The 23308-nt window shown below is 73.5% G+C and carries 21 protein-coding genes; 4 read left to right on the top strand and 17 right to left on the bottom strand.

All coding sequences use genetic code 11. The annotated features are described in order from the left end of the window. The first annotated feature begins 47 nt into the window (after positions 1 to 47). A complete protein-coding gene (locus ABD999_RS35725) occupies positions 48 to 518 on the top strand; it encodes a hypothetical protein (RefSeq protein WP_271278209.1) in 471 nt (156 codons plus the stop codon). Between the two features lie 5 nt (positions 519 to 523). Here ABD999_RS35725 and ABD999_RS35720 read toward each other — a convergent pair whose 3' ends face one another. The 5 genes from ABD999_RS35720 to ABD999_RS35700 form a co-directional block, all read right to left on the bottom strand. Further along, positions 524 to 2098, bottom strand: a complete 1575-nt coding sequence (locus ABD999_RS35720) for a FadD3 family acyl-CoA ligase (protein WP_271278208.1) — start codon at positions 2096 to 2098, stop codon at positions 524 to 526. Then, positions 2095 to 3270, bottom strand: coding sequence for a lipid-transfer protein (locus ABD999_RS35715; RefSeq protein ID WP_271278207.1), 1176 nt, complete (start codon positions 3268 to 3270; stop codon positions 2095 to 2097). The genes ABD999_RS35720 and ABD999_RS35715 overlap by 4 nt, the downstream gene beginning before the upstream one ends. Next, positions 3267 to 3692, bottom strand: a complete 426-nt coding sequence (locus ABD999_RS35710; protein WP_148031154.1) for a MaoC family dehydratase — start codon at positions 3690 to 3692, stop codon at positions 3267 to 3269. Before ABD999_RS35710 ends, ABD999_RS35715 begins: the two co-directional genes overlap by 4 nt. Then, the gene (locus tag ABD999_RS35705) at positions 3689 to 4645 is read right to left on the bottom strand and encodes a bifunctional MaoC family dehydratase N-terminal/OB-fold nucleic acid binding domain-containing protein (RefSeq protein WP_271278206.1); all 957 of its coding nucleotides are present in this window, start codon (positions 4643 to 4645) and stop codon (positions 3689 to 3691) included. The genes ABD999_RS35710 and ABD999_RS35705 overlap by 4 nt, the downstream gene beginning before the upstream one ends. 93 nt (positions 4646 to 4738) lie before the next feature. Beyond that, complete coding sequence (locus ABD999_RS35700) at positions 4739 to 5347, bottom strand: TetR/AcrR family transcriptional regulator (RefSeq protein ID WP_271278205.1); 609 nt, start codon at positions 5345 to 5347, stop codon at positions 4739 to 4741. A 152-nt stretch (positions 5348 to 5499) separates the two neighbouring features. On the opposite strand from ABD999_RS35700, the gene ABD999_RS35695 reads away from it, so the two are divergent. Next, positions 5500 to 6057 (top strand): flavin reductase family protein, encoded by a 558-nt coding sequence (locus ABD999_RS35695; RefSeq protein ID WP_271278204.1) that lies wholly within the window; start codon positions 5500 to 5502, stop codon positions 6055 to 6057. A gap of 81 nt (positions 6058 to 6138) precedes the next feature. Here the strand turns inward: ABD999_RS35695 and ABD999_RS35690 are convergent, their stop codons facing one another. From ABD999_RS35690 to ABD999_RS35675, 4 genes are all read right to left on the bottom strand, one after another. Next, entirely contained in the window at positions 6139 to 6954 is an 816-nt protein-coding gene (locus ABD999_RS35690; protein WP_271278203.1) for an IclR family transcriptional regulator, read from the bottom strand. Between the two features lie 106 nt (positions 6955 to 7060). Next, positions 7061 to 8221 carry an ABC transporter substrate-binding protein gene (locus tag ABD999_RS35685; protein WP_187281126.1) on the bottom strand — a complete coding sequence of 387 codons (1161 nt, stop codon included), beginning with the start codon at positions 8219 to 8221 and terminating at the stop codon, positions 7061 to 7063. 33 nt (positions 8222 to 8254) lie between these two features. Beyond that, positions 8255 to 9094 (bottom strand): ABC transporter permease, encoded by an 840-nt coding sequence (locus ABD999_RS35680; RefSeq protein WP_148031150.1) that lies wholly within the window; start codon positions 9092 to 9094, stop codon positions 8255 to 8257. Next, a complete protein-coding gene (locus ABD999_RS35675) occupies positions 9091 to 9891 on the bottom strand; it encodes an ABC transporter ATP-binding protein (protein ID WP_148031149.1) in 801 nt (266 codons plus the stop codon). The genes ABD999_RS35680 and ABD999_RS35675 overlap by 4 nt, the downstream gene beginning before the upstream one ends. Positions 9892 to 9987: 96 nt before the next feature. On the opposite strand from ABD999_RS35675, the gene ABD999_RS35670 reads away from it, so the two are divergent. Next, positions 9988 to 11214: a CaiB/BaiF CoA transferase family protein gene (locus ABD999_RS35670; RefSeq protein WP_271278202.1), complete on the top strand. Its 1227-nt coding sequence runs from the start codon at positions 9988 to 9990 to the stop codon at positions 11212 to 11214. A 141-nt stretch (positions 11215 to 11355) separates the two neighbouring features. On the opposite strand, the gene ABD999_RS35665 is transcribed toward ABD999_RS35670, so the two are convergent. From ABD999_RS35665 to ABD999_RS35655, 3 genes are read right to left on the bottom strand one after another with little or no spacing between them, the layout of a single operon-like run. Next, on the bottom strand, positions 11356 to 13509 hold the full coding sequence (locus ABD999_RS35665; protein ID WP_271278201.1) for a hydantoinase B/oxoprolinase family protein: 2154 nt from the start codon (positions 13507 to 13509) through the stop codon (positions 11356 to 11358). A gap of 24 nt (positions 13510 to 13533) precedes the next feature. Then, a complete protein-coding gene (locus tag ABD999_RS35660; RefSeq protein ID WP_271278200.1) occupies positions 13534 to 15630 on the bottom strand; it encodes a hydantoinase/oxoprolinase family protein in 2097 nt (698 codons plus the stop codon). After that, positions 15627 to 16460 (bottom strand): SDR family NAD(P)-dependent oxidoreductase, encoded by an 834-nt coding sequence (locus ABD999_RS35655; protein WP_271278199.1) that lies wholly within the window; start codon positions 16458 to 16460, stop codon positions 15627 to 15629. The genes ABD999_RS35660 and ABD999_RS35655 overlap by 4 nt, the downstream gene beginning before the upstream one ends. 71 nt (positions 16461 to 16531) lie before the next feature. Here ABD999_RS35655 and ABD999_RS35650 point away from each other — a divergent pair, with 71 nt between their 5' ends. After that, a complete protein-coding gene (locus tag ABD999_RS35650; RefSeq protein WP_271278198.1) occupies positions 16532 to 18649 on the top strand; it encodes an acetate--CoA ligase family protein in 2118 nt (705 codons plus the stop codon). Between the two features lie 174 nt (positions 18650 to 18823). On the opposite strand, the gene ABD999_RS35645 is transcribed toward ABD999_RS35650, so the two are convergent. The 5 genes from ABD999_RS35645 to ABD999_RS35625 all read right to left on the bottom strand — a co-directional run bounded on the left by ABD999_RS35645 (position 18824) and on the right by ABD999_RS35625 (position 23277). Next, positions 18824 to 19561: an NIPSNAP family protein gene (locus ABD999_RS35645; protein ID WP_271278197.1), complete on the bottom strand. Its 738-nt coding sequence runs from the start codon at positions 19559 to 19561 to the stop codon at positions 18824 to 18826. A gap of 17 nt (positions 19562 to 19578) precedes the next feature. Next, the gene (locus ABD999_RS35640) at positions 19579 to 20406 is read right to left on the bottom strand and encodes an acyl-CoA thioesterase domain-containing protein (RefSeq protein ID WP_345483105.1); all 828 of its coding nucleotides are present in this window, start codon (positions 20404 to 20406) and stop codon (positions 19579 to 19581) included. Continuing rightward, positions 20403 to 22115: a UGSC family (seleno)protein gene (locus ABD999_RS35635; RefSeq protein WP_271278195.1), complete on the bottom strand. Its 1713-nt coding sequence runs from the start codon at positions 22113 to 22115 to the stop codon at positions 20403 to 20405. The genes ABD999_RS35640 and ABD999_RS35635 overlap by 4 nt, the downstream gene beginning before the upstream one ends. Further along, complete coding sequence (locus ABD999_RS35630) at positions 22112 to 22357, bottom strand: hypothetical protein (protein WP_148031141.1); 246 nt, start codon at positions 22355 to 22357, stop codon at positions 22112 to 22114. The genes ABD999_RS35635 and ABD999_RS35630 overlap by 4 nt, the downstream gene beginning before the upstream one ends. Positions 22358 to 22530: 173 nt before the next feature. Continuing rightward, positions 22531 to 23277 carry a FadR/GntR family transcriptional regulator gene (locus ABD999_RS35625; protein ID WP_148031140.1) on the bottom strand — a complete coding sequence of 249 codons (747 nt, stop codon included), beginning with the start codon at positions 23275 to 23277 and terminating at the stop codon, positions 22531 to 22533. Positions 23278 to 23308 lie beyond the last annotated feature (31 nt).

Raw genomic sequence — 23308 nt, 5'->3', positions numbered from 1 at the left:
CAGCACCCGCACCTACCGAAGAGGCATGAGATGTTGCCTTTGTCAGGGTGTCCGCACTTCCCACCGCGGCACCAGAGGGAGCGCCGGAGGTCGTGGAGCGGCTGGTGGCGTTCGGCGCCTGGCGGACGCTGCGCACCGCCAGCGGGGAGCGTGCCGTGGACGTCGCCCGCCGTAAGGGGCATCGGCACCTGGTCGAACCGCTCACGCCCGCGATCCTCCACCCGGTGCCGGAGGGCACGCTGGCGACGATCCAGCGCCACTTCCACGGCCTCATCCGCCAGCGCGCCGAGGACCTGGTCACCCTCCACCGGCTCCGGCTGCCCGAGCTGGAGCCGCTCACCGAGCAGGCGGACCCGTCCTGCTGGTTCCCCGTGCCCGGCATGTACGGCGGGTTCGGCTACCGACTGGAGCCGCCCGGGCTCGTCGTGGAGAGCTGGTGTCGCGTGGTGGGCGGGTCGGGGCAGAGGCACGCGATAGACGAGGGCGGCGTACGGCTCCTCGACGAGGGCTTCGTCTGAGGCGGTCAGGGCTTCGCCGAGCCTGCCAGGGCCGCTTTGTCGATCTTGCCGGTGGCGTTGCGGGGCAGGGTGCCGACCAGGACGATCTCGCGGGGCACCTTGAAGCCGGCCAGCCGCTCCCGGCAGTGGCCGATCAGGTCCTCCGGGGTGACGGCCAGGCCCGGGCGGGGCACCACGTAGGCCCGCCCCACCTCGCCCATCCGCGCGTCCGGCACGCCGGTCACCACGGCTTCGGCGACCGCGTCGTGCCCGGCCAGCGCCTGCTCGACCTCGGCCGGGTAGACGTTGAAGCCGCCGGTCACGTACATGTCCTTGGAGCGGCCGGTGATGGTGAGGTAGCCGCGCTCGTCGAGCCGGCCGCGGTCGCCGGTGACCAGCCAGCCGTCCCGCACGGCGTCCGCCGTGGCGGCCTCGTCGCCGAGGTAGCCGAGCATCACGTTGTGGCCGCGTACCAGGATCTCGCCGTCCTCCCCGGCGGGCACCGGCGCGCCGTCGGCGCCGGTCACCCGCACCTCGACGCCCTCGATGGGCCTGCCGGAGGTGGTGGCCACGGTCCGGTCGTCGTCGTCCACGGAGCAGGCGGTCACCGTGCCGCACGACTCGGTGAGCCCGTACGCGGTGACGACCTCGGGGAACAGCTCGGCCCGCATCCGGCGGACCAGCGCGACCGGCACCACCGACGCGCCGGTGACCGCGAGGCGCAGCGACGACAGGTCGTGCCGCGCGCGTTCCGGGGCGTCCAGCATGGTGATGTAGATGGTCGGCGCGCCGGGCAGGACGGTGATCCGCTCGGCCTCGATCAGCCGCATCGTCTCGCCCGCCTCGAAGACCGGCTGCAGCACCATGGTGGCGGCCCTGATCAGGCAGGCGAAGACGCCGGCCTTGTAGCCGAAGGAGTGGAAGAGCGGGTTGACGATCAGGTAGCGGTCGCCGTGGCGCAGCCCGGTCCTGTCGGCCCAGGCGCGGTTGGTCCTGACGTCCTGGGCGTGGGTGCACATGGCGCCCTTGGAGCGGCCGGTGGTGCCCGAGGTGAACAGGATGTCGGCCACGTCGCCGGGCCGGACGGCGGCGGTGCGGGCGTCCAGCTCCTCGTCGCCGACCGAGGCGCCGGCGGCGAGGAAGTCCTCCCAGGTGGTGGCGCCCGGACGGGGTCCGGCGTCGTACGTGACAGCGGTCAGGCCGGGCGGGGCCGGGACGCCCGCGCCGGGCGTGAGGCCGAGCATGGCGAGATAGCCGTTGCCGAGGAAGCCGTCCTCGGTGAAGAGCAGCCGCACGCCGCCGCGGCCGAGCATCCAGCGGGCCTCGTCGCCCTTGTAGCGGGTGTTGACGGGCACGACGACGGCGCCGGCGGTCAGCGCGCCGAGCGCGGTCACCACCCAGCGGTGGCTGTTGGGCGCCCAGATGCCGATCCGGTCGCCGTGCCGGACGCCGGCCGCGACGAACGCTTTGGCCGCCTCCCGCACCCGGGCTCCGAGCCTGGCGTAGGTGAGCCGGACCGGGCCGTCGACGACGGCCTCGGCGTCCGGGTGCTCGCGGACGGCACGGGCCAGGACGGCGGGGATCGTCAGGTCCTCGTTCATCGGTCCGTTCCCAGCATCAGGCCGCTGGTCGGCACGCCGGTCCCTGCCGTGACGAGGACGTGCCGTACGGACGGGGGCTGGTTCACGGAGGTGCCGCGGACCAGCCGCACGCCCTCGGCGATGCCGTTCATGCCGTGGATGTACGCCTCGCCGAGCTGGCCGCCGTGGGTGTTGACCGGCAGCCTGCCGCCGACCTCCAGGTGGCCGTCGGCGATGAAGTCCCGGGCCTCGCCCCTGCCGCAGAAGCCGAGCTCCTCCAGCTGCGGCAGGACCAGCGGCGTGAAGTGGTCGTACAGGACGGCCGCGTCGACGTCGGCGGGGCCGAGCCCGCTCTGCGCGTAGAGCTGCCGTCCGACCAGGCCCATCTCCGGGATGCCGGTGATCTCGGGACGGTAGTAGCTGGTCATCATGTGCTGGTCGTCGCCGGAGCCCTGGCCGGCGGCGAGGATCAGCGCGGGCGGGTGCGGCAGGTCGCGGGCGCGTTCGGCGGAGACCACGACCAGGGCCTGGCCGCCGTCGCTCTCCTGGCAGCAGTCGAGCAGGCGCAGCGGCTCGGCGATCCAGCGCGAGGCCTGGTGGTCGGCGAGGGTGATCGGCCGCCCGTAGAACCAGGCCGCCGGGTTGGTCGCGGCGTGCTTGCGGTCGACCACGGCGACCCGGCCGAAGTCCTCGCCGGTGGCCTTGTACTCGTGCATGTAACGGCGGGCGAACATGGCCACCCACTGGGCCGGGGTGAACAGCCCGAACGGGCTGACCCAGGCGAAGGCGGCGTCGTCGGCCCCGGCGCCGGAGGGCGCGTCGGCCCTGCCGAGTCCGAAGCGCTGCCCGGACCGTTCGTTGAAGGCCCGGTAGCAGACGACCACCTCGGCGACGCCGGTCGCCACCGCCATCGCGGCCTGCTGGACGGTGCCACAGGCCGCGCCCCCGCCGTGCGGGACGCGGGAGAAGAACCTCAGCTCGCCCATGCCGGTGCTGCGGGCGATGTGGATCTCGGAGCTGGAGTCGGCGGTGAACGTCACCATGCCGTCCACGTCGGACGGCCGCAGCCCGGCGTCGGCGACGGCGGCGAGCACGGCCTCGCAGGCCAGCCGGAGCTCGCTGCGGCCGGAGTCCTTGGAGAACTCGGTGGCGCCGATCCCGGCGATCGCCGCCCGCCCGGACAGCCCGCTCACGACTCCGCCCCGCCCGGCAGCCGCACCGCGACGGTGCCGGTGACGTGCGCGCCGAGGCGGTTGGCGCCGCGTACGGCGATCTCGACCCGGCGGTCCTCGTCGTGCTTGGCGGTGACCGTCCCGGTCAGCACCATGGTGTCGCCGGGGTAGTTGGGCGCGCCGAGCCTGATCTTGATGGCCTTGACCTCGGCGGCCGGTCCCGCCCATTCCGTGACGTACCGGTCGATGAGGCCGTTGGTGGTCAGGATGTTCATGAACACGTCCGGGGAGCCGCGCTCGGCGGCCAGGCCGGGGTCGTGGTGCACGTCCTGGTAATCACGACTGGCGATCGCCGTCGCCACGATCAGCGTGCGGGTCAGCGGGACGGGCAGTTCGGGCAGCGTCTCGCCGACCGTCACCTCGTCGTACGCGCGGCTCCTCATGCCGTCACCGGCCGGAACACCGGGAGCGACAGCTCCGGGTCCGGGTCGAGCCATTCGAGGGCGACCGGCATGTCGATCTCGACCTCCTCGGGGGCGACGCCGACCAGGTTGGTGACGAGCCTGGTGCCTTCCTCCAGCTCCACGAGCGCGACCACGTATGGGGGCTCGAAGGCCGGGTGGCGCGGGTGGTGGCTGACCACGTAGCTGTAGACGCGTCCCCGGCCGGACGCCTCGGCGGTGTCCCATCCGTACGAGCCGCACCGCGGGCAGCAGGGGCCGGGCGGATGGCGCAGGGCGCCGCAGGCGTCGCAGCGCTGGATGACGAGGCGGTGCTCCCGCGCGGCCTCGAACCAGAACGCGTTGTCCCGGTTGACGGCGGGCCGCGGCCGCAGGGCCGCCGGCTCCCGGCTTCCGGGCGGCGTGCGAGCGGGGCGGAACCACAGCATGCGCCAGCGCTGGACGGCCACGGTCTCGCCGTGCTGGTCCAGGTACGTGCGCTCGGTGGTCACGAAGCGCCCGGCGCCGAGCGCGGTCTTCTTCTCCGGCGAGATCGACTCGATGATCTCGCGCACCCCGACGTGGTCGCCGACGGTCAGCTCGCGGTGGAAGGCGAACTCCGAGTCCGTCGCCACCACCGAGGTGTAGCCGCCCTCGGCCAGCAGCGCGATCAGCTCGCCCAGGCCGGACCCGTCGTCCTGCCCGGCGGTGGCGGCGGCGTACCCGCGCATGGTCCAGGCCTGCATCATCGAGGCGGGGGCGACGATCCCGGCGCGGCCGGTCCGGCGGGCGGCCTCCTCGTCGAGGTAGACGGGGTTGCGGTCGCCCATCGCCTCCACCCAGTGGCGGATCATCGGCACGTTGACCGGGTCGGGTCCGGGCCGCGGCGGCGCCGCCTCCCGGCCGGCGAACTCCCCCAGCCGTTTCTCGTAACCGTCCTGCTCTGTCTGGGCCAACGGGGTTCCTCCCTGAGCAACGCCTGCCGGCCTCCGACGTTAACCATCCGGGAGCCCCGGCAGGAGGGCGAATCCCGCTGAACGGGAGCGACGTCAGGCGTTCGAGCGACCGGCGAGCAGGAGGCGGCAGGCGATGCGCAGGTCGCTCTCCATCTGAGGGATCGGCAGCCGCCCGTTGAGCCCGGACTGCAGCACCCCGTACCAGCACTGGACGAGCAGCCGCACCAGCGTGACGTCCATCGGGGTGGGCTCGTCGACGGCCAGCGTCCGCAGGATGATGTCGCGGGAGGTGTCCTCGACGCGCGCGGCGTCGGCGACCACGGACGGGTTGGCGGTGCTGGCCGACTGGAGCATCGCGGCGGCCAGCGCGGGCCGGCGCAGGAGCTGGCGGCTGGCCTGGACGAGCACGTCGGCGACCGCGTCCTCGGGGCAGGCGGCGGGCTCCGGGCGGCGGAGGCTCTCGCTGAACCGGTCGATCTGCTCGGCCAGCACCGCGGTGAACAGGTGGGTCTTGGACGGGAAGTAGCGGTAGAGGGTGGCGATGGCGACCCCCGCCGCCTTCGCCACCTCGTGCATCTGCACGCGCTCCAGGCCCCTGTCGGCGCCGATCCGCGCCGCCGCCCCGAGGATGCGCAGGTGGCGGGCCCGCTGCTCCGGCGAGCTGGGCTCGGCCGGTGTCCTGACCTCGGCGATCCTCGGCACCTTCTCCCCCCGACCGGTCTGTGGGATGGCACGACCCTACACACCCGCGCGCCCGTGGACCTGGGAGTCTTCCACTCAACGGGATCCCGGGGGTGGAATGCCGGAGGGGGGTTTGTAGGTTCGAGTCGTCAAGCGCACGTTGAGGGGAAGCGATGACAGCCGAGTTCGCCGACGCCGAACCCCTGATCGACCCACCTACCACGGCCGAGTTCCGCAGGGCGATGGGCATGTTCGCCAGCGGGGTGACCGTGGTCACCGGCCTCGACGACGGCGAGCCGGTCGGGTTCACCTGCCAGTCGTTCGCGTCGGTGTCGCTGGAGCCGCCGCTGATCCTGTTCTGCGCCGATCACCGGGGCCGCGCCTGGCCGCGCATCAGGAAGAGCGGCCGTTTCTGCGTGAACGTGCTGGGCGAGGACCAGGTCGAGCTCTGCGGCCGGTTCGGGTCCAGCACCGGCCGGAAGTTCGACGGCCTCGGGTGGGATCTGTCCCGCTGGGGCGTCCCCGCCCTGCGCGACGTGCTGCTGCGGGTGCACGGCGAGGTGCGCGACGTGCACGTCGCGGGCGACCACGACGTGGTCATCGGTCTGGTACGGGAGCTCGAACCGGTCACCGAGCAGCAGCCGATGCTGTTCTACCGCGGCCGGTTCGGTCTCGGCGAGCGGCGGCCCGGCGAGCCCGGCGCCAACCTGTGGAGCTGGGGCGACTACTGAGTCCGGCCCGCGAACCCCTGGACAGGAGCAAGGACCGGCCCACGACGATCGTTCGGGCAGGCGCGTGGGCTGCCGCGGGGATCAGGACCGGTCGCCTCGTCCGGCGGTGAGCAGCCGGTCGATCGGTCCGGGGAGCCGTCCCCGGTGCGGCACGCGGGCGGCGTGCCGGAGCGGCTCCGGCTCGGGGAACAGCGCGCGCGACGCCTGCCGCGCGGCGTCGCACACCAGCGGCGCCACCCGCTCCAGCGGCGCGCGGGAGTCGCCCGCCAGCGAGATGCCCGCCACCGGCCCCTCGGGCCCGCGGATCGCCGCCGCGACCGACGTGATGCCGGGGAAGCAGTCGCCGCGTTCGAAGGCCAGCCCGCGGCGCTGCCGGACGCGGTGCAGCTCCTGGTGCAGGGAGCCCGGGTCGCCGATGAGCGCCTCCACCCGTTCCGGCTCCAGCCAGGCGAGGATCGCCCGGCCGAGCGCGGTGGCGCGGGCGGGCGCCCGGCCGCCGACCCTGGACGGCACCGACCGCGCGAACGGGCCGCCGGCCTTGTCCAGGAAGCGCACGTCGGCGCCGTCGAGGACCGCGAGGTGGACGACCAGGCCGGTGCTCAGCTGCAGCTCGTGCAGCAGCGGCGCGGCGGCCTCGCGGATCCGGCCGTGGCCGCCGTCGCCGCCGAGCCCGAGCGCGCGCCGGCCCAGGCGGTAGCCGGACGAGGTGTGCTCCAGCCAGTCGAGCCTGACGAGCTGGTCGAGGATGCGGTGCGCGGTGGAGCGCGGCAGCCGGGTGCGGCGGGCGACGTCCTCCAGGGTGAGGAGGGCGGCGCGGCCGGCGAACGCGTCCATGATGAGCGTCATCCGCTCGACCATGGACGGCGGCGGCTCCGCGCCCGCATTGAGAGGGGTCATCACACCTCCCAAATCTGAAATGAATTCTTGCGTGGACCCTAACAACGGGACGTACCCGTGGGAAGGCCCGGCGCCGTCACGCGCCGGGCCCGGGACGCCGCTGGGGTCAGGAGGCGCTGTGGCCCACCGCCCTCGCGTAGAACGAGCGGTCCACGTACCGGTCCTCCGCGATGACGTCCGCGTACTTCACGGTCTTGAAGGCGATGAACACCTTCTGCTCCGACTCGCCGGTCCCCTGGCGGATCTCCCAGTCGAAGGTGAGCGACGGCGTGCGGGTCAGCGAGTCGCGCGGCTGCTGGGTGCCCTCCGCCATGGCGTCCAGCACCTTGTCGTCCTTGATGTAGTCGCCGTCCAGGTAGGTGTTGACCGTGCGGATGTACGCGCGGACGAACGCCTGGAGCACCTCGGGCCGCTCCTCGATCATCGACTTGCCCGCGTAGAAGCCGCCGAGCGGCTCACCCGCCGGCTGCCCGCCGACGAGCACGTAGCTGTCCGGCTGGTCGGCCGCGGCCAGCCAGTACGGGTCCAGCAGCCAGGCGGTGTCGATGGCCTTGTTGGACAGCGCGGTCATCAGGTCGGCGGCCGGGAGCTGCTTGATCTCCATGTCCCCCAGCGTGATGCCGTGCTCGCGCAGGGCCTTGTCCATCGGGTAGGCGATCGCGGAGGCGGCGCCCACGGTGGAGCCGAGGGTCTTGCCCTTCAGCTCCTTCAGGTCCGGATCGGCCGGATCGGAGAAGATGTCGCGGCGGGCCCACAGCCCGGTCTGCGGCTGGGACAGGTCGGCCGCCTTCGGCTCGACGAAGTTGCCCAGCACCCACTTGATGTCCAGCCCTTGGCTGACCGCGTTGAACAGGCCCGCCTCGGTCCCGCCGTACGAGACGTCCACCCGGCCGGCGGCGAGCTGCGGCATCGCGTCGGCGAACGGCAGGACGGAGAACTCGATCTTCAGGTTCTCCTTCTCGAACTCGCCCTGCGCCATCCCGACGAAGATCGGCGCGAGGCTGCTGGAGCGGGACGCGGAGGTCATGCGGATGGTCGCGGGCTCCTTGAGCGGCTGCGCCGCGGGCGTGCCCGCCTCGCACCGGGCGATCTTGCGGTCCGGGCTCAGGTCGGCGGGGTCGACGTACGAGTCCGGCCCGCAGCCCTCGACGGGCACGACCGCGCCGAGGTCGGTGGCGGGCGCGGCCGACGGCTCCCCGCCGCCACCGCCGCACGCCGCGGCGGACAGTAACAGCAGCGCGGCGCCCAGGACGCGGAATCTGGACATGGGTTCCTCCAGGATGAACATGCGGAAGGGGGGTCAGGTCGGGATGATCGCGTTGTCGTCGGACGTCCACCGGATGAACAGCCGGCCGATGGCCTTCACCAGGAGCGCGAACAGGTAGCCGATGAGGGCGACGAGCACGATGCCGACGTAGCTCTGTTCCAGCAGCAGCAGGGTGCGGCCCTGCTCGATGAGATAGCCGAGACCCTGGTCGCTGATCACGAACTCGATGCCGACGAGCATCAGGACGGAGACGCCGGCGGAGATCCGCAGGCCGACGAAGATCTCCGGCAGCGCGGCGGGGAGCAGCACGTGGCGGAACATCTCCCACCGGTTGGCGCGCAGCATCAGCGCGGCCTCGCGGTAGCCGGTGGGCACCGCCATGACGGCCGACATGACCGAGATCCAGACGAAGAAGTAGACGGTCGCCGCGATCAGGACCACGACCGAGGTGTCGCCGAAGCCGAAGATGGTCAGGAAGATCGGCAGCAGCGCCAGCTTGGGCACGGTGTACCAGGCCCAGGAGAAGGGTTCGAGCGCCGCGCGCAACACCCGCGACATGCCCATGAGCAGGCCGACCACCAGCCCTCCCGCGGCCCCCAGCAGGTAGCCGAGTATGACCCGGCGGACGCTGGTGACGGTGGCCTCGACCAGCTTGCCGTCCTCCCAGAGCGCGACGAGGCCCGGGATCAACCGGCTCGGCGGCGGGTAGAGGAACGGGTCCACCCATTCGAGCACGGCGCTGAGCTGCCACAGCACCACGAACCCCACGGGCACCGAGACGCCGAGCACGACCTTGGTCGCGTTCCAGCGGCGGCGGGTCCGTACGGGATGCAGTTCGGCCACCCCGGGACGGCGGTACAACGTCGTGCTCATCGCGGGTCCTTCCCGGCGTCGAACTGGGCGACGACCTCGGAGTGCAGGCTCGACCAGAGCTCGCCGCGCAACTTGGCGAACAGGGGATCGGTGCGGATGGCGCTGGAGCGGGGGCGCTCGAACGGGACGTCGATGTCGGCGATGACGCGGCCGGGCCGCGCGCTCATCACGACCACCCGGTCACCGAGCAGCAGCGCCTCCTCCAGGCTGTGGGTGACGAACACGACCGTGCGCCGCCTGGCCTGCCAGATGGCCAGCAGCTCGTCCTGCAGCACCTCGCGGAGCTGGGCGTCGAGCGCCGCGAACGGCTCGTCCATGAGCAGGACCTCGGGGTCGATGGCCAGCGCTCGGGCGATGGAGACGCGCTGGCGCATGCCGCCGGACAGCGCGCTGGGGTAGACGTCGGCGAAGTCGGTCAGCCCGAGGCGGCCGAGCCAGTCGTCCACCGTCTCACGCCGTTCGGCGGGAGGCCGGCCGCTGAGCCGGAGCCCGAGCTCGACGTTGGCGCGGACGGTCTTCCACGGGTAGATGCCGTAGTCCTGGAAGACCATCGCGATGGGGATGCGGTTGTCTCCGGAGATCTCGACCGCGACCTCTCCCGAGGACGGCGCCAGCAGGCCAGCGATGATCTTCAGCAGGGTCGACTTGCCGCAACCTGACGGCCCCACCACGCAGAGGAACTCGTCATCGCCGATCGACAGGTCGACTGGTCCCAGGGCGTGCACGGTCGAGCGGCCGGTCGTGACGAAGGAGCGGGTGACGTCGCGGGCGGCGATGCGCCGGCCAACGTGATCCATGGGTCTCCCTGTCGGCGAGGGGATATTAGATTTAGCATTGCTATTATTTACAAGATAGTAATGAGAATAGAGACAAGTCAACGATCAGGAGGCAACGTGGCGGTCCGGCTGCTCGAAGGTGTCCGCGTGGTGGAGTTCGCTCTCCTCGAAGCGGGAGGTGTCGGCACCGTCCTCGCCGACCTCGGCGCCGACGTGGTGAAGGTGGAGCGTCCCGGCGGGGGCGACTACATCCGCCAGGTCGGGTGGCCGTTCGTGAACGGCGTCTCTCTCATGCACCACCACCTGGGCCGGGGCAAGCGCAGCCTCGCCCTCGACATCCAGCGGCCGGAGGGCGCCCGGCTGGCCGCCCGCCTCGTCGAGGCGAGCGACGTCGTCATCGAGGGCATGCGGCCGGGCGTGCTCGCCCGGCGCGGGCTCGGCTCGGCCGAGCTGCGCGAGCGCCACCCCGCGCTGGTGTGGTGCACGGTCTCCGGGTACGGCACCACCGGCCCGTACGCCGGGCTGGCCGCGCACGGGGTGGCGTTCGACGCCTGGGCGGGCGGGCTGCGGCTGGGGACCGACGAGCGGGGGTTCGCCTCGGCCGAGCTGAACGTGCCGCTCGGGACCCGGGTGGCGCCCCTGCTGGCGGCGAGCGCCATCCTGGCCGCGGTGCTGCGGGCGGCGCGCACCGGGCGGGGGTGCGCGATCGACATCGCCCAGGCCGAGGCGGCCGCGTCGGTGGACTGGCTGACGATCGAGGGGCACCGGGCGCATCTGCGGCCGGCGACCGAGGTGACCGGCAACCCGTCCGACGGCGGGGTGCGCCGCGAGCCGGGCACGGCGGGGATGGGCGACAGCGTGCGCTACCAGGTGTACCCGAGCGCCGACGGGCACGTCCTGATCATGGCGACGGAGCGGAAGTTCTGGGAGCGGTTCTGCCACGCGGTCGAGCGGCCCGACCTGCTCGGCGACACCCCCGGCGGAGAGGTCGCCGACCACGCGCTCGGCGACCACCGGCTGCGCGCCGAGCTGACCGAGATCTTCCGCACCCGTGACACGGCCGGCTGGATCCGGCTCGGGCTGACCGCCGACGTGCCGATAGCGCCGGTGAACTCGCCCGCGACCCTTCCCGCCGATCCGCACTTCGCCGCCCGCACCCCGTGGCTGCCCGCCGCCGAGTACGGCGCCGACCTGCTGCCGCTCCCCGTCCACCTGGAGGACGAGGAACTCGCCCGCCCCTCCCCCGCCGCCACCCCCGGTCAGCACACGGACGAGGTCCTGACCTCTCTGGGCGTCCCGGCATCCGAACTGGCCGAACTACGCGAATCCGGCGTTCTGGGCTGACCTCCAGCGGTCCCTGAAGACGACGCACCGCGAAACCGCCACCCTGGGTCTATTCAGGGCGGCGGACCGCGCCGTGAGGTCGGGGCGTCGTGGCCGGCGGTGACGGAGCCCGCCTGATCTGGACGCCCTTGCTCGGCGAGCTCAGAGCACCTCGATGGCCGCCAGGACCGGGTCGCCCGTGCGGCAGACCTGGACGTCGATCTGGACGGCGCAGGCCGGGCAGTAGAGGCGCCGCAGGACGAAACGGTCAGCGCCCTCGTACACGGCGCCGAGCGGGCTGCGCTCGGCCGGGGACGCGTCGGACACGACGAGGTGCTCGTACACGTTCCCGGCCGCGCCGCACAGCACGGTGCCGCACCGCCCGCACGCCACGACGCCCTCCCGGTGCGGCGCGTCGCCGGCCGGTGGGAGGAGGTCGAGGACGGCCGAGAGGGGACGGCCCTGGCGGGAGGGGGCAGGGGGCGCGGGCGGTCGGCCGATCCTGGCGTGCCTGCGGTCGTCGCGGCACCGGGACGTGGCGGGATCGTCGACGCGCAGCCCGTCCGGCCGCCGAGGGTCGCCGGTGACGACGACGCCGTAGTCGCGCAGCGCGCCGCGTACCGACACCAGGCCGTCCAGGACGTCGTCCAGCACGGCGGCCGGGTCGCGGTCCAGCGGGTCGCCCAGCCCGCCGCCGCCCTGGGAGACGGAGACCAGCAGCTCGCCCGTCCGGATCGGCACGGTCGCCGACGGCATGGGCAGCCGCCGCTCCCCCTCGTCCGCCAGTCCCGCGAGATCGGGCACGACGGCCACGACGCTCTGACCGCCGTACTCGCCCCCGCACACCCCCGCCGCCAGCGGATGCTGCAACCCCTGGCCGAACGACATCATGGTCATCGAGGCCCCGTCCCCGTGCGGGGTCAGCGCGTGCAGGGTGCCGACGCCGCCGCGGTGCCGTCCGGGTCCGCCGGTATCGGCCAGTTCGGCGCGCCGCTCGTACAGCAGCGGCAGGTACGCCTCGTTGACCTCGACGTTCGCGCACGAAGCGCCGGGCGAGGTGGTGTAGCCGGAGGAGTCCGCGCCGTCGCCGGACCAGGTGGCGCCGCCGCCGCCGGTGATCTCGTCGAGCGTCATGGTGGCGTACGAGGTGCCGTCGCCGCGCTCCCCGTGCACGGTCCCGCCCCCGCCGCCCGCGGCCTGGCAGCTCGCCATCACCAGGTGCGCCAGGTCCCGCGACGCCTCCAGCATCCTGGCGAGGCACGCGTTGACGGAGACCCGGACCGCCTGACAGGTGGCGGCGGTGCTCATGGCCACCCCGGCGGGCCACCGGGCGTGCACGACGGTGCCCTCGCGGCTGCGGATCCGCACGACCGGCCACACCCCGCCGGGCACCCAGGGCAGGCCGCCGCACAGGTAGATGAGCACGCCGCCGATCGCGAACCCGGCCAGCGCGGGGTAGGCGGCGTTGATGGTGCCGGGCGCCTGCGGGTCGCTGCCGGTGAAGTCCAGCTCCAGGTCGTCGCCGCGCTTGGTCATGGTCAGCCGCACCGCGTACACGGCCTCGGTGGTGCCGCCGTGCGGGCGGTACTCGACGTAGGCGACGTGCCGCCAGCGGCCGTCCGGCAGCGCGCGCAGCCGCTCGCGCAGCAGCGCCTCGGTACGCTCCAGCAGCCGGTCCATGACGGCCGCCACCGCGTCCGCGCCGTACTGCCCGCACAGGCGGCCCACCTCGGCGGTGACGCTCCGGTTGGCGGCGACCTGGCCGACCAGGTCCAGCCGGTTCAGTTCGGCCGTACGGGAGCGTACGAGATATTCGCGTTCGAGGTCGCGGCGCAGCCGGCCGCCCTCGACGATCCGCACCGGAGGCATGGGCACGGCCTCGTCGAAGATGGAGCGGGCGTCGTACGTGATGCCGCCCGGGTTGGGGCCGCCCACGTCCGCCTGGTGGGCGGTGGAGCCGCACCAGCCGACGAGTTCGCCGTCCACGAAGATGGGCGCGACCACGACCACGTCGGGCTGGTGCAGGGTGCCGATGTAGGGGTCGTTGGTGACGAACTGGTCGCCGGGGCCGAAGCCGGGGTTGTCCGCGTAGTTCTCCAGGATGTCCCGTACGACCAGGTGCATCGAGACGACCTGGGCGAGCACGTACCGGCCGCAGCAGACGACCCGCCCGTCCGGCGCCATGATCGCGGTGTTGAGGTCCCTGGCCTCGGCTGCCAGGTGCGAGCCGGACAGCCGGGCCAGCACCGCGGCCGCGTCGTCGTTGATCGTGTCGAGCCGGTGCCTGAGCACCTCGAACGTGATCTCGTCGATCATCACTGTTCCTTCTCAGCTCGGGGATCAGGTCAGGTGGAGGTGGCCGCCGGCGTCCATGCGCGCCCGGCGCCCCGGGGGGAGCACGACGGTGGTCTGGCCGGACTCGACGAAGGCGGGCCCGGTGATCTCGCAGCCGGCGCTCAGGCGGCGCCAGTCGTAGACGGCGCAGCGGTGCTCGGCTCCGGCGAACCACGCGGCCCGCTCGTCCACCGGCTCGGCCGCGCCGCCCGGCCGCGTGGCCGGGGGCGGCACCGGCACCGGGGCCACCAGCTCGACCCGGACGCCGACCGCCTCGACCGGGGTGCCGTCGGCGGCGGTGCCGGCGCCGACGATCTCCTCGTACCGCTTGCGGAACTCCGACTCCAGCCGCGCCAGCTCGGCGGCGTCCACCGGCACGGCGACCGGCAGCTCGATGCGGCGCTGCTGGCGGTAGAAGCGCAGGGCCACGGTGTGGCGCAGGACGGGGGCGCGGCCGGACACCGCCGTGACGCTGTCCACCGCGCCGGGCAGGTCCGCCTCGATGCCGCCGGCCAGCTCCGCCAGCGCGGCCGCGACGGCCGGGCCGGCCTCGGCGACGGGCCCGGGGACGAGGCCGCGCTCGACGCCGATGCTCAGGTCGCTGGACACCGCCCCGTACGCGGACAGCTCGGCGGCCAGGTTCGGGATGATCACGTCCGTCGCGCCGAGCCCGTCGGCGTACCAGCTCGCGTACTGCGGTCCCGCGCCGCCGAAGGCGACCAGCGCGAAGGCGGACGGGTCGTGCCCGCGCTGGATCGTGGTGCGGCGGATCAGGTCGCGCATCTGGTCGGCGGCGATGCGGACGATCCCCTCGGCGGCGGCCACGACGCCGATGCCGAGCGGCTCGGCGATGTGCGCGCGGATCGCCTCGCGGGCGGCCGCCACGTCGAGCGGCATCGACTCGCCGAGCCTGCTCAGGTAGCCGAGGACGGCGGAGGCGTCGGTGAGCGTCGGACGGGTGCCGCCCCGGCCGTAGCAGGCCGGTCCGGGGTCGGCGCCCGCGCTGCGCGGGCCGACCCGCAGCGCGCCCAGTCCCTGGTCGAGCCAGGCGAGGCTGCCGCCGCCGGTGCCGATGGACTCGACCTCGACCACCGGGATGGCCAGCGCGTGCCGGTGCACCATCGGGGTGCTCGCCCGCTGCATGGCGCCGCCGATGACGAGCCCGACGTCGAAGCTGGTGCCGCCGACGTCGGTGGCGACGACGTTGGCGTGCCCCAGCTCGGCGGCGAGCGCGGCGGTGGCGGCGAGCCCGGCGACGGGGCCGGAGCGCAGGGTGTTCACCGGGGCGCGCAGGGTGTGCTCGACGGGTTCGGCGCCGCCGCCGGTGCGCAGGATCATCAGCACCCCGCCGAAGCCGTGCTCGCGCAGCCGTTCCTGCAGCGCGCGCAGGTAGGTGGCGACGACCGGGGCCACGTACGCGTCCAGCACGGCGGTGGACGTGCGCTCGTACTCGCCCACCACCGGGGCGATGGCGGAGGAGCAGGAGACGTGCACGCCGGGCAGTTCCTCGGCGACCAGGGCGGCCAGCCGCCGCTCGTGCCCGTCGTTGACCGGCGACCAGAGCAGGCAGACGGCGACCGAGTCGGCGCCGCGCTCGGCGAGGCGCCGGATGGCGGCCCGGGCCTGCTCCTCGTCGAGCGGCCGCACGACGGCGCCGGACACGTCGACGCGCTCGCTGACGCCGGCGATGCGGGAGCGGGCGACGAGCTGGTCCGGCTTGCGCCAGCGGACCGGCATGGTGACGTCCAGCTCGTCCAGGCCGTGCAGCTTGTTGGCCTTGGCGATGGGCAGCGTGGACTCGAACCCGGCGGTGGTGAGCAGGCCGACGCGGGCGCCGCCGCCGGTGAGGAGCGCGTTGAGCCCGACCGTGGTGCCGTGGGTGAGGATCACCGTACGGGACAGCAGCTCGGACAGGGTGAGGCCGAGCGCGGCGGCGGCCTGCACGATGGAGTCGAGCACGCCCTGCTCGACCCGGCCGGGGGTGCTGAGCGCCTTGCCGACGCCCAGGCGGCCGTCGGAGAGGGTGACCACGGTGTCGGTGAAGGTGCCGCCGGTGTCGACGCCGATGAACGCCTTGACTCCGCTCGCCTCCGTCTGGTTCATGCGGCGGCCCCGCCCGCGACCGGGAGGTTCACTCCGCTGACGAACGAGGCGGCGTCGGAGACGAGGAACTCGACGGCGGCGGCCACCTCGTCCGCCGACTGGCCGCGGCCGAGCGGGATGGTGCGGGCGAGCCAGTCGGCCAGCGGGAGCCCTTCGCGTTCGGCGAGCCTGACCAGGCCGGGGTTGGGGAACCGGGGGTCGCCCGGGTGGACGCCGAGCGGGCAGACGGTGTTGACCCGGATGCCGAGCGGGCCCAGCTCGCCGGCGAGCGCCGCGGTGAGGTGGTTGACCGCGGCGCGGGCCACGCCGACCACGCCGGCGTCGGCGACCGGGGTCAGGCCGGCGTACGAGGAGAGGGTGACGATGGCGCCGCCGCCGGCCGCGGTGAGCGGGGGCACGCAGGCGCGGGCGATGAGCCAGGCGGCGGTGAGGTTCCAGTCCAGGCCGCGCTGCCAGGCGTCCGGGCCGGTGGCCGCGAGCGGACCGTCGCCGAGCGCCGGGCCGGTGGCGCCGACCAGGTTGCAGCAGGCGTCGAGGCGGCCCAGCTCCCCGACGGCACGGGCCACGAGCTCCTCGACCGAGGCCGGGTCGGTGGGGTCGACCGGGAAGGCGGCCACCGGCCGCCCGGCGGCCTCGGACACCTCGGCCGCGACCTCCGCCAGCTTCGCCGCCGCCACCCTGCCGGTGCCCGCGTCTCCCTGGGACACGTCCACGGCGTCGGCGAGGACCAGCCGCGCGCCGGCCCTGGCCAGCCGTAGCGCCGTGGCCCGGCCGATGCCGGGCGGGCGGGCCGCTCCCACCACCAGGATCGCCTTCGCGCTGAGGTCCATGCCACCTCCACTGATATTATTGTCTTATCAATCTTAACCATGATTGCTCTCTTTGAGCTAGGCTTGATCACATGACTTCACCCCCACTCGACGTCAGCGGCCGCCCGCTCGCCCTGCGGGCCATCGACTGGGACCCCCTGTTCGCCCCGCGCTCGGTCGCGGTCATCGGGGCCACCGACACCGAAGGCAGCCCGCAGCGGGCCCAGTGGCGCCAGGCCAGGGAACGCCTGCTCGCCAGGGGGGCGCACGCCGTCCACCCGGTCCACCCGGTCAAGCCCGCCATCGACGGCGTCCCCGCGTACCGCAACGTCCTGGACGTCCCCGGCGACGTCGACGTGGCGATCGTGCTCGTCCGCGACCCGCTGCCGGTGCTGGAGGACTGCCTGGCCAAGGGCGTGCGGTTCGCGTACGTGTTCGCGGCCGGCTTCGCCGAGCTGGGCACCGAGGAGGGGCACGCGGCGCAGCGGCGGCTGGAGGAGCTCGCCCGCGGCCCGATGCGGATCATCGGCCCCAACACGAACCTCAACCTCATCGAGCCGTGGCGCGAAGGCCTGCCCGGCCGCAAGCTCGCCGTGGTGACCCAGTCGGGCAACCAGGGACGGCCCGTCGTGCAGGGGCAGGAGCTGGGCATCGGCGTCCACGCCTGGGCGACCGTCGGCAACGAGGTGGACCTGGAGTTCGCCGACTTCGCCGCGCACTTCGCCAGGACGCCGGGCGTCGGCGCCATCGCCGCGTACGTCGAGGGCTTCGTCGACGGCCGCACCATGCGGCTGGCCGCCGACGAGGCGGTGCGCGCGGGCGTGCCCATCGTCTGCATCAAGGTCGGCCGCAGCGACCAGGGCCAGGCCATGGCCAAGGCGCACACCGGGCACCTGACCGGCCCCGACGCGGTGCACGACGCCGTGTTCCGCCAGTCCGGGGTGATCCGGGTGGACGACATCGACGAGGCGATCGAGATCTCCGGCGCGTTCTGCCACACGCCGCCGCTGGCCGGGGACCGGGTGGCGCTGTGCGTCATGTCAGGCGGCACCGGCTCGCACGTGGCCGACCTGTGCGGCCTGGCCGGGGTGCCGCTGCCCCGGCTGGAGGAGCGTACGATCGCCCGGCTGCGCGAGCTGCTGCCCGGCTACCTGCACCTCGGCAACCCGGTCGACACGGGCGGCGTCGCGACCGCCCGCCCCGAGGGCCGCAAGGTGCTGGAGGCGCTGATCGAGGACGCGAACACCGACGTCCTGCTCGCGCCGATCACCGGCGTGTTCCCCGGCATGAGCGACGCCATCACCCGCGACCTGATCGCGCTGCACGAGCGGGGCGGCAAGCCGATCGTGGTCGCCTGGACGTCGCCGATCAGGGACGCCGACCATCGGGCGCTGTGCGAGGCGGGCATCCCGGTGTTCCACTCCTTCCGCACGGCGGTCCGCGGCATCCGGGCGATGGCGGACTTCTGGGCGCTGCACCGCGGCTACCGGGGCCCGTTCGCGGACGCGCCGCGCGAGCCGTCCGCCGCCTTGGCCGCCGTCCGTGACCGGCTCGTGCCCGGCTCGACGCTGGACGAGGTGGCCGCGAAGGACGTGCTGCGCGCGTACGGGATCCCGGTGGTGGAGGAGGCGGTCGCCGCGTCGCCGGACGAGGCGGTGGCGGCGGCGGCCCGTTTCGGCTACCCCGTCGTGCTCAAGGCGCTCGCCGACGGCTTGGCCCACAAGTCCGACCTCGGGCTGGTCCGGGTCGGGCTCCGTGACGCGGACGGGGTACGGGACGCGTACGCGGAGATCGTGGCCGGGGCCTCGGGGCTGCGGCTGACGGGGGTGGTGGTCCAGCCGCAGGTGACCGACGCGGTGGCCGAGCTCATCCTCGGGGTCAGCCACCAGGCGCCGTTCGGGCCGACGATCACGTTCGGGCTGGGCGGGGTGTTCACCGAGGTGGTGCGGGACGTGTCGTTCCGGGTGCCGCCGTTCTCCCGGGAGGAGGCGCTGCGGATGATCGGCGAGACCCGCGCGCCGGCGCTGCTCGCCGGCGTCCGCGGCCGGCCCGCCGGCGACCTGGACGCGGTCGCCGACGCGGTCATGCGCCTGCAGACGCTGGCGCTGGAGCTCGGCGACTCCATACGCGAACTGGACGTCAACCCCCTGCTGGTACGGCCGAGCGGCCTCGGAGCGGTGGCCGTCGACGCCCTGGTGATCACGTCCTGACGTGAACCCCCGCACGAGGCGGGGCCGGGCCGGGTTCCACACCCGACCCGGCCCCGAACACTTCGCGGCGGCCGGATTTGTCACCACACCTGACCCGGCCCCGCGCACGATGCTGCGGCGAATCCGTCACCACACCCGGCCCGGCCCCGCGCACGGTGCGGCGGCCTGGTCTGGTTACTCTGACCAGTCCTCGGTGCGGTCGGAGCGGGCCGGTTGGCGGCCGATGCGCATGGGGGACAGCGGGGCGTCGACCAGGAGGATGCGCTGGAACGACCGGGCCGTGTCGCGGAGCCGGGTCTTCCAGCCGCCGGCGGCCCGGTCGGCGTCGTTCGCGGCCTCGAAGGCGGCCCACCGCTCGTAGTCCGGCACGGCCCAGAGCAGGAAGCACTCGGAGTCGTCGCCGAGCGCGGTGCGCCAGGCGCCGGCCAGGTCCCAGCCGAAGCGCCCGTAGTGCGGGACGGCCTGGTCGCGGACCCGTTCCAGAAAGTCGGCCGCGTCCCCCGGCGGCACCGTGATCCGCTCGTGCGCGTACACCTCGCCGCGCACCCCGTCGGCGCACAGCTCCTCGATGGTGCGCGTCCACGGCGCGGGCAGGAGCAGGCGGTCGACGCCGCCGGAGCGCATCTCGGCGGCGGCCGCCCACCAGGCGGCCAGCTTCGGGTCCTGCAGCGACGGGTGGCCCAGCTCGTGCCGGAACGAGGACGCCAGGCCGTCCCACCCGTCCTCCTCCCAGATGTTGACCACGCCCGGCCACCAGGCGGTCGAGCCGACGACGCCCCACACCCCGTAGCAGAGCTGGTCGCGCTCCTCCTGGGCGATGGGGCTGAAGTTGGCGGTCATGTGGTGCATGTAGCGGGCGCGGTTGTGACCGGTGACGTCGATGAACTCGTGGATGTACATCTTGTCGTTCACGGGGACCCTCCGGAGGTTCAGGCGCTGAGGCGCATGGTCTGCTCGGCGACCCCGGCCAGGGAGGCGCCGTCCTGCCACAACGCCACCCGGCCGGCGGCGGTGCGGCCGGCGCGGGCCACCAGGCTCACGTCGAGCAGGACCCACTCGGCGACGGGACCGCCGAACAGCCGGAGCGACGCGCTGACGGTGGTCACCCGGGGCCGTCCCGGCAGGGTCCGGCGCAACAGGTAGGGGACGTGGTCGCTGACCACCGCGAGCCGCACCTCGTCCGGCACGTCGCAGAGCACCCGCGCCCACAACAGCACCGACCCGGGCGACCCACCGGCCACCCGGACGTCGAGCATCATCGCGCCGCCGGACCCCGACTCGTACGAGCGCTCCGGACACTCCAACGGCCCGGGAACCCGCGGCGGGCTCGCGACGCCGCCCGAGGTCACCGTCCCAGGGCGAGCGACGACGCCGCCCGGCGCCACCGTCCCAGCGCCCGCGATCTCAAGGAGCGCGGCGGCCCCGGCCGCGGCGTCCGTCTCAGGGTGCGCGGCTGAGGTCGCCTCCACGACGGCGGTGCCGGTGAGGGCCGGTCGGTCGCCGTCGGTGGCCTCGAGGCGGCAGTGGGACAGGGCCCGGCCCTCGGTGAGCACGTCGCACCGTACGGAGAGCCGGGCGCCACGCGCGACGGGCCGCAGGAAGGCCGCGGACAGGTCGCGCAACCGCCGCCCGGTAGCGCGCTGGGCGGCGTCGGCGAGCAGCCCGAGCCCCCAACCGCCGAAGAGCGCGCCGGTCCCGGAGCAGATCTCGCGGGACACGGGCACGTCGGACGGCGGGCCGCCGAGCGGCCAGGTCATCGCCTGATCACGGGTTTGGTCACCGAGTTGGTGCCGCCGAAGCAGAACTGGCTGCGCCCCGCCTTGGCCCCGACCACGAACAGCTCGAAGCAGTCGGCCGACGGGTTGACGGTGACCGGCGTCTCGGGGGCGTCGAGCAGCCAGCGCAGCTCGGGGTGCGAGGTCTCGAAGGCCGGCATCGACTGGTTGAGCATGAGCTGGCGGAAGGGCAGCTTGGTGCGCCGGTGGATGGCCTCCTTGATGTCGGCGGGCGTCCATCCGGCGGCGGCGAACGCGGCGGCGTGGTCGGGCGCCATCAGCAGCAGGTTGGAGAACGTGCCGTGGAACGGGTAGCCGGCCTCCAGCGGCGCGTCCTTCTTGATCAGCCACGCCCCTGCGGACGGCGTGCCGACCGCGTGGGAGGTGAGCGTGGACCAGCTCTCGATGAGCTTCTCCGGGTCGGAGTTCTGGAAGTCGAAGAACTCGGTCATCCCGTACGGCACGTTCACGGTGACCGTGGAGTCTTCGAGGGAGTGGCCCTGCTGCACCCGCCACGGCTCCCACGGGGTGCGCTCCTCGTTCTCCGCCACGCAGGCGGAGAACTTCATCGGCGTGCCGATGGTGTCCATGTCGGTGATGCCGGGGTAGGACAGGCCGACGTTCATCATGATCAGCCGCAGGGCGCGGCCGATGGCGACGTTGACCTCGGAGACGGAGCCGGGGCCGAGGGCGCACATGCCGCGGTTCATGCCGATCTCGTCGGCGATCGGGCCGGACACCAGCACCACGGGCGCCTGCGGGCCGGTGGACATGGCCCAGGTGCGCAGCCCGATGGACGGGTCCAGCACGCACTCCATCATGGCCATGATCACCGGCATGGTCTCGGGCCGGCAGCCGGCCATGACCGCGTTGGCCGCGATCTTCTCGACCGTGCCGATGCCGAAGCCCGGCGCGAAGTCGCCCACGACGTGGCCGCCGTCCAGCCCGGACGCCGCGATCATGGCGTCGACCTTGGCACGCGTGGGCGGCACCAGCGGCATGCCGTCGCTCCAGCCGTTGGCCACGAACCGGCGCTGCATCTCGTCGAACGCCTCCAGCAGGTCGCCGCCTCCGTAGTGCAGCTCGGGGGCGCTCTCCAGGACCATCGAGGCGAACTCGGGCAGCACGTCGAAGACCGGCCGCGGCTTGGTCAGGCACTCGACCACCTCGGCGAACGACTCCTCGACCATGCGGTGGATCTCGGCGGTGTCCTTGTTGGAGAAGCACTCGGGCACGATGACCGGGCAGGCCTCGGGCACCCCGAAGGTCTTGGCGCTGAACCGGGCGTCCTCGTCGAAGATCGCCGCGGTGTAGCCGATCGCCGGCACGCCGCGCCGCTCCACCTCGCACAGGTCGCGGATGAGCCAGGAGGTGCAGCTGCCGCAGTCGGCGGAGGTGCCCACCAGGGCGTCGACCTTCTCCTCGATGAGCGTGAGCTGCTCCTCCGACAGGTAGCGGGTCGTGCCGCCGAGCGCGCCGGTCATCTCGACGAACGTGACGTCCTCGTACGCGGCCTCGATCAGCTCGCGGGCCTTGACCAGCGCGTCGAGGCCGTTCTGCTTGCCGTTCCAGTAGAGCGCCACCGTGGCGCCGTCGAGCGTCTCCGGCCGCGGCGCGGGCGGGAACCGGTCGCCGTCGGCGTGGGAGCGTGGCGTGGCCACCGGGTTGACGATGCTCAGCCGGGCACTCATGTAAGGACCTCCACCACGATCTCCGTTCCTGGGCTGCGGCGGCGCAGTGTCTCCGCCATGAGCTGGCTCAGCTCGTGCTGCGGCAGGACGCACACGTCGTCCGCGCAGTCGGGACCCGCGCTGCCGGGCCGGTAGCCGACCCGGATCGTGCCGGCGTCCTCCGCCAGCAGCACGAGCTCGCCGCCGTCACGGCTGACCATCCGCTCGAACTCCGCCACCAGCCGCGCTCCGGTCGACGTCACGGCCATCACCACCCTTGCTTCCATAACCAGGTACCTAGTTTTACAGCCCGTGCGAGCGGCCGACAAGAGATCTGAGGCGAATTCAGGTACCTAGTTTTTCTCAGCTATGTTTTCTATCATTGCTACGATAAAGTGAAACGGTGGCAACCCTCAAGCGGGTGCGCGCGGGAAAGTCAGGACGGCTCGCGCACGTCCGACCAGTCGATCACCTGGGCGATCTGCCGGGGGTAGCCCTCGCGCAGCCGCCGGCCGAACTCCTCCTCCAGCTCGCGCATCGCGTCGCGGGCCGCCTGCGCGTCACGCGCCGCCACCGCCGCGTGCACCGTGCGCAGCCGGCCCAGCACCTGCGCGCGGTAGCGCTCGTCCGGCACGAACCCGGCGCTGTTCACGATCGCCCGCAGAGCCGGGCTGAGGAAGGCGAACAGCTCGTTGTGGCAGCTCTCGGCCAGGTGGCGCCAGTAGGACTCGTAAGCCGCGGAGAAGGCCCGGTAGGAGCCGAGCCCGCGCTCGATCGCGTCGAGGTCGCCCGCCATCGCGGCCAGCTCCTCGTCGGTGGCGTTGCGCGCGGCCAGCTCCGCCAGGCCGGGCTCGATCATCACCCGGGCGTCCAGCACCGAGCTCAGCGGCGCCCCGGCGAACTGCAGCAGCAGGGCGACGGTGGAGGCGAGGTTGGGCCAGCCGGGCTGCACGATCTCCGGCCCGCCGTTCGGCCCCGGCCGCATCACGATCAGCCCCTGGTGTTCCAGGAACCGGAGCGCCTCCCGGTAGGTGCCCCGCCCCACGCCGTGCCGCCGCATCGCCTCGGCCTCCGGCAGGTAGCGGTCGCCCGGGCCCATGCCGCTGTCGCGCATCGTCTCCACGATCTGCCTGGCGACCTCGAGAGACAGCTTCGGGCGGCGCTCACCGGGATCAACTCGCACCCGCAGATTGTACGCAGCACGCACAGGAGGA

The organism is Nonomuraea ferruginea (assembly GCF_039540635.1).
GTDB classification, from domain to species: Bacteria; Actinomycetota; Actinomycetes; order Streptosporangiales; family Streptosporangiaceae; genus Nonomuraea; species Nonomuraea ferruginea.
This window is presented reverse-complemented; position numbering and strand designations above follow the sequence as displayed.